This window comes from Haloparvum sedimenti (assembly GCF_001462205.1).
Taxonomy (GTDB): domain Archaea; phylum Halobacteriota; class Halobacteria; order Halobacteriales; family Haloferacaceae; genus Haloparvum; species Haloparvum sedimenti.
Map to the genome: position 1 here is coordinate 1 of NZ_LKIR01000116.1, position 4,848 is coordinate 4,848.

A 4,848-nucleotide genomic window follows, 5' to 3' on the forward strand; every position below is an offset into this window, starting at 1 on the left:
CGTCCTCGTCGAGCAGCCCGAACGTGGCCTTGCGGTCCACGTCGGCCTTCTCGGCGACGAGACGCGCCGTCCGCGTGCCGATTCCGTTGAGTTCGGAGAGGCTTCGCTCGACCGTCTTCGTCCCGTCGAGGTCCGCGCCCCCGATCCGAACGAAGTACTGGAGGTTCTCGGCCTCCTCCTCGGTCAAGTCGTCCTCTGGTTCTTCTGCACTCATGTCTTGAGGTCTGTGAGTCCGTACTGGACTCGGTCGGTTCGAGCGTTGCGGCGGGGATTCGAACCCCGGAGGCAGTGACGCCACAGAGTTAGCAACCCTGCGCCTTGGGCCAGACTTGGCTACCGCAACCCGCGTTTGTAACGTCGCCCTTCCGGACTCGGGACCCGACGCCCCTGCAGTACTTGCAACAGGAACAACCCGGCATCGACACTTAAACATCACGGAAGGCGGCTCCGGGTGTCGGGGAGTCTCACGGACCGGCCGCTCTCCGCTCTGCGGTCCTCCCTCCGCTCTACGATCGCTCCGGCTCCGCGAACGACACCGAGAGGTCGGTGTCCGCGATCCGGGTCGCGCCGCGACCGACCGCGTGTTCGACCGAGGCGGCGTCGCGCAACAGGAAGCAGTTGTGGTTCCGAATCGACCACTGGTGGACGGACGCCTTGAACACGTTCTCCGGGTGCGAACGGTACTTCCGAACCACCACGACGTACGGCTCCGGATCCTCGACGACCCGGAGCCGGTAGCCGTGATCGCCGAGAAACGCGCGGATCTGGTCGAAGCGCCGTGGCGGGACGGCGAACCGGTACTCCTGATGCTCGTAGTAGGGCTTTAGCCGGTCGAACACCGCCTCGCCCTCGAAGTAGTGCCTGAAGAGGTAGCGGTCGCCGACGAGGAACGCGTTGACCCGTTCGGGTTCCGACTCCCGCACAGACATTGTGGCCTGTTTGCACAGTACACACATAAGGCGTTACAGCAGGGCGGAACTGAACACGACGGATAGTGGGCGAATTATGCGATCCCTGATGCGGTGTGGTGCTGATGCGGTGTGGTGCTGATGCGGTGTGGTGCTGATGCGGTGTGGTGCTGATGCGGTCCTGTCGCTGGGCGGTTTTCTGTCAACGTCGTGGTACCGCGGCGGCGCGAGGGCGCGAAGCGCCCGTAGCGCCGACCGCGGCCCCTTTTTTGATCGACATTTTTCAAGGGTGTGGTGAGCGCGGCGCCTGCGCCGCGCGAACCCGACCGCAGAAAAATGTCGAGTTTAGTCCGCAGACGACGCCGGCGTCGTGCCGAGGTACTTCTCGTTGAACTCGTACTCGCCGTCGTCGTTCTCGATCAGGTACTCGCCGTAGTAGGGGACGCGGTTGGCGACGACCGCCTCGAAGGTCTCGGCGATCTCGGCGCGGGACATCTCGCCCATCGAGCGGAGGTCGTCGTTGCGGTTCAGACAGCCCTTGAGGTACCCCTCGTGGGTGACGCGGACGCGACCGCAGTTGGCACAGAAGGACTCGTTCTCGACGGGGTCGACGATCTCGACCATGCCGGTGCCGGCGGCGTCGGGGTGGTCGGCGTCGACGGCGCCGCCGTCGAGGTCGACTTCGGGCGCGTTGCCGTCGTCGTTGATGAAGTAGCGCTTGCGGTCGTGCATCTCGCGGTGCTCGACGCGGTCGGCGATCTCGGCGAGCCAGTCGTGGACGCGCTGGATGTCGATGTTCCACTCCGGCTTGCCGGTCAGTTCCGGCATGTACTCGATGAGCTGGAGCTGGAGCCCGTCGTTCCGCGCGACGTGGTCGACCATCCCCTCGACGTAGCCCGCGGTGTGCTCGAAGACGACCATGTTGAGCTTCACGGGGGCGAGCCCGGCGTCGAGGGCCGCCTCGACGCCGGCCAGCACCTGCTCGTAGGCGCCGGACTTGGTGACGGCCGCGAACTCCTCGGGATCGAGCGCGTCCTGCGAGACGTTGACGCGGTCGAGGCCGGCCTCCTTCAGCGCCTCAGCGCGTCCGGGAAGGAAGGTTCCGTTGGTGGTCATCGAGACCTCCATCGAGTCGGGCGTGCGGCGGATTATCTCCTCTAAGTCCTGTCGGAGCATCGGCTCGCCGCCGGTGAACTTCACCGAGTCGACGCCGTACCCCTCGACGACCTCGAGGAAGCGCACCACGTCGTCGGTGTCCATCTCGTCCTCGCTCGGCTCCATCGGGCCGCGCGTGTCCCCGAGCCCCTCGTTGTGACAGTAGACGCAGTCGAAGTTACAGCGGTCGGTCAGCGACACCCGCACCCCGGTGACCTCCCGCCCGAACTCGTCCGCGAGTGGGCCGCTCATGTAGGGAGGGTGTGGCCAGGTGCGCTTAAGCGACGGGGTCGAAACTGCGGCCGCGTAACCGTTTGCAGTTACGGGCGTCCCCGTCGACTACGACGAGGAGATGCCGGCGGCCGCGGGCGTCGCCGTCCCCCAGTCCTCTGCGGTGTAGGCCATCTCCCAGAAGGCGTGTTCGAGGCGTGCGCTCGTCAGGAACGCTTCGCGCATCGCGTCGTGGTAGCCGGGGTAGGCCGCGCCGCATCGGTCGACGAATGCGCGCATCCAGTCGACCGCCTCACGGAACTCGTCGCTCGTGTACTTCTCGATGAACGGCGTGTAGCGGTGCTCGCCGTCGGCGATCTCGGTCATGTGCTCGGCCACGTCGAGGTAGCCCTGCCCACAGGGGTAGATCGCGGCCGCGAACTCCGGGACCGATCGCGACTCGGCGGTCCGCAGCAGGTAGTTCGTGTAGGCGACGCAGGTGGGCGCCTTCTCGACGCGCTCCAGCTCCGCGCGGTCGATACCGTACTCAGCGGCGAACGACCGGTGGAGATCGAGCTCGTCGTCGAGCACGCGGTGGGCGACGCCGAGGAGGTGCGTCATCGTCTCTTCGTCGCGGACCTTCGTACCGCCGACCGCGAACGTCCGCGCGTAGTCGAGCAGGTAGCGGTAGTCCTGCCGCACCCACGTCAGAAACGCGTCCTCGTCGAGCGTCCCCTCCGCGAGCTCGACCACGAAGGGATGTCGCTTCTGTGCCGCCCACAGGTCACTGCCGGCGTCGAGGAGTTCGTCGCTGAACGCCATACCACTAGATAATAAAACCGACTTATAGAAAGCTATCGGTCCGGGTCGGTGCCCGGAGCACGGCCGGTAGCCGGATTTACAGTTCGAGGCGCAGCCCGTCCTCCGCGAACCGGGTCTCCCCGTCGAACCCGGCCGCCCGGACGCTCTCGACCATCTCCCCCTCCTTGCCCTGCGTGTGGGGGTAGAGGTGCGTCAGAAACAGGTTCTCGATCGACGCACCCGCCAGCGCACCGCCGAGTTGCGTCGGCGTCGGGTGGTTCGACACGTCGATGTCGTCCGGGAACGAACAGTCGTGCGCGAGGGCGCGCGCGCCGTCCGCGAACCGCGCCATCCCCTCGAAGGCCTCGGTGTCGCCGGAGAAGACGAACGGCCCCGCTTCCGGCGCCGCGTCGGCGTCCGCGGGCGCGAACCGGTACGCGAACCCCGGCTTCGAGTGGCGCGTCTCGCGAGCGGCGACGGCGAAGCCGCCCGCCTCGAAGGGTCGGTCGCCGCTCACCTCGCGGACCGAGAGGTCGATCCGCCCCCGGAGGTAGTCGTGGATCTCCAGCAGGTCGTCGAGCAGGTCCTTCGTCCCGGCCGGGCCGACCACCTCGAGGTGCTCCTCGCCCGCGAGCCAGCGCGCTTTCAGCAGCGGAAGGAGGTCCGCGACGTGGTCGAGGTGGTGATGCGTGAGCAGCACGGTGCCGATACCCTCGTAGCCGACATCGGTGCCGGTGAGCCGGCCCAGCACGCCGCTACCGCAGTCGACGAGCAGCGCACGGTCGGCAGTCTCCAGCAGGATCCCGCTCTGTGCGCGCCCGGGGACGGGCATGGCGCTCCCGGTACCCAGAAACGTGACGTACATGCCCGAACGAAGTGGTGGCCGAGGTTTATACCCGGTGACGTGTCGGCTCCGACCGTTCGTGTGTCGAGGCCACTCCTCCGACGGAGCACTTCGGTCCGTCGCCCGCATGGGCCGGGATCAGACGGCCGCGGTTCCGGCGACGCGGTCGCTAACTACGTTTGCAGACCCCCGGTGAACGTCGCCCGTGACGGAGCAGTAGCTGCGGGATCGGTCGTATCGCCCGCGACACTAACGACCGGTCTCATCTCCGGCGGCGTGCCGTGTCGACCGGGAAACCCTCGTGGCGGGCGGTCGTCGTGACGTGACGACGGTCGTGTCGCGTGCCCGGGTTCGTCGCTCCGTCATCGCTCCCGTCCGGGAGTACTCGGGCGAGGACTAAAGGCACGCATTCGGTCTTCTCGGCCGAACGGGTTAAATGGCGCGTCGCACCGGAGTGTACGAGACCGATACTGAGTGTTGCAGACCGATTCAGACACATCGCTTTTCTGAAACTCGTGGCGGTGCGGTGCTGTGCGGTCGCGGAGCGGTGCAGTTGCGGTACCGTGCTGTCGGCGCGCGCCGCGGCGCCCCTGTGGCGCCGCGACCGCGCGAGGGAGGCGGCGGCGCGGCCGCATGCGGTGCGGTTTCGCGGCCGCGCCGCCGCCGAGGCTGGGGAGGGACGAGGCTGCTGTGCGGTTGCGGTGGGTGGGACTGAAAGGGGCAGCCGGCTCGAACCCGCCTGGACGACGCAAGCACCGCAGCGGGCGGTGCTGAGAGCGAGGAGCGCAGCGAGGCCCGGCGCGGTCGAGCCGGCTGGGGCTTTCGAGGTGTTGCTGTCCCCAGCAGCAGCACCGACAGCAGTCACAAAAACACCGCCCAGTAACACAAAAAAGACACAAACACGCCGCTATACCCAGTATCGGGCTGTTG

Annotated in this window: 5 protein-coding genes and 1 tRNA gene; all 6 read right to left on the reverse strand. The window is 67.2% G+C overall.

Annotated elements, in window-relative coordinates; all coding sequences use genetic code 11:
• Positions 1-214, reverse strand: a 214-nt coding sequence (gene rpsM, locus AN233_RS06445; protein WP_080508391.1) for a 30S ribosomal protein S13, incomplete at its 3' end; no start/stop codon positions are given.
• A 43-nt stretch (positions 215-257) separates the two neighbouring features.
• Positions 258-343, reverse strand: a tRNA-Ser gene (locus AN233_RS06450).
• A gap of 163 nt (positions 344-506) precedes the next feature.
• On the reverse strand, positions 507-929 hold the full coding sequence (locus tag AN233_RS06455; RefSeq protein ID WP_058365983.1) for a hypothetical protein: 423 nt from the start codon (positions 927-929) through the stop codon (positions 507-509).
• A gap of 324 nt (positions 930-1,253) precedes the next feature.
• Positions 1,254-2,315, reverse strand: coding sequence for a GTP 3',8-cyclase MoaA (gene moaA, locus AN233_RS06460; RefSeq protein WP_058365984.1), 1,062 nt, complete (start codon positions 2,313-2,315; stop codon positions 1,254-1,256).
• Positions 2,316-2,402: 87 nt separating this feature from the next.
• Positions 2,403-3,095, reverse strand: coding sequence for a thiaminase II (gene tenA, locus AN233_RS06465; RefSeq protein WP_058365985.1), 693 nt, complete (start codon positions 3,093-3,095; stop codon positions 2,403-2,405).
• A 76-nt stretch (positions 3,096-3,171) separates the two neighbouring features.
• Entirely contained in the window at positions 3,172-3,939 is a 768-nt protein-coding gene (locus AN233_RS06470; protein ID WP_058365986.1) for an MBL fold metallo-hydrolase, read from the reverse strand.
• Between the last annotated feature and the right edge of the window lie 909 nt (positions 3,940-4,848).

What these genes read in the sequence shown, in the direction of transcription:
- tenA (WP_058365985.1), bottom strand. Translation starts at nt 3,095, where the DNA reads ATGGCGTTCAGCGACGAACTCCTCGACGCCGGCAGTGACCTGTGGGCG.
- AN233_RS06455 (WP_058365983.1), bottom strand. Translation starts at nt 929, where the DNA reads ATGTCTGTGCGGGAGTCGGAACCCGAACGGGTCAACGCGTTCCTCGTC.
- AN233_RS06470 (WP_058365986.1), bottom strand. Translation starts at nt 3,939, where the DNA reads ATGTACGTCACGTTTCTGGGTACCGGGAGCGCCATGCCCGTCCCCGGG.
- moaA (WP_058365984.1), bottom strand. Translation starts at nt 2,315, where the DNA reads ATGAGCGGCCCACTCGCGGACGAGTTCGGGCGGGAGGTCACCGGGGTG.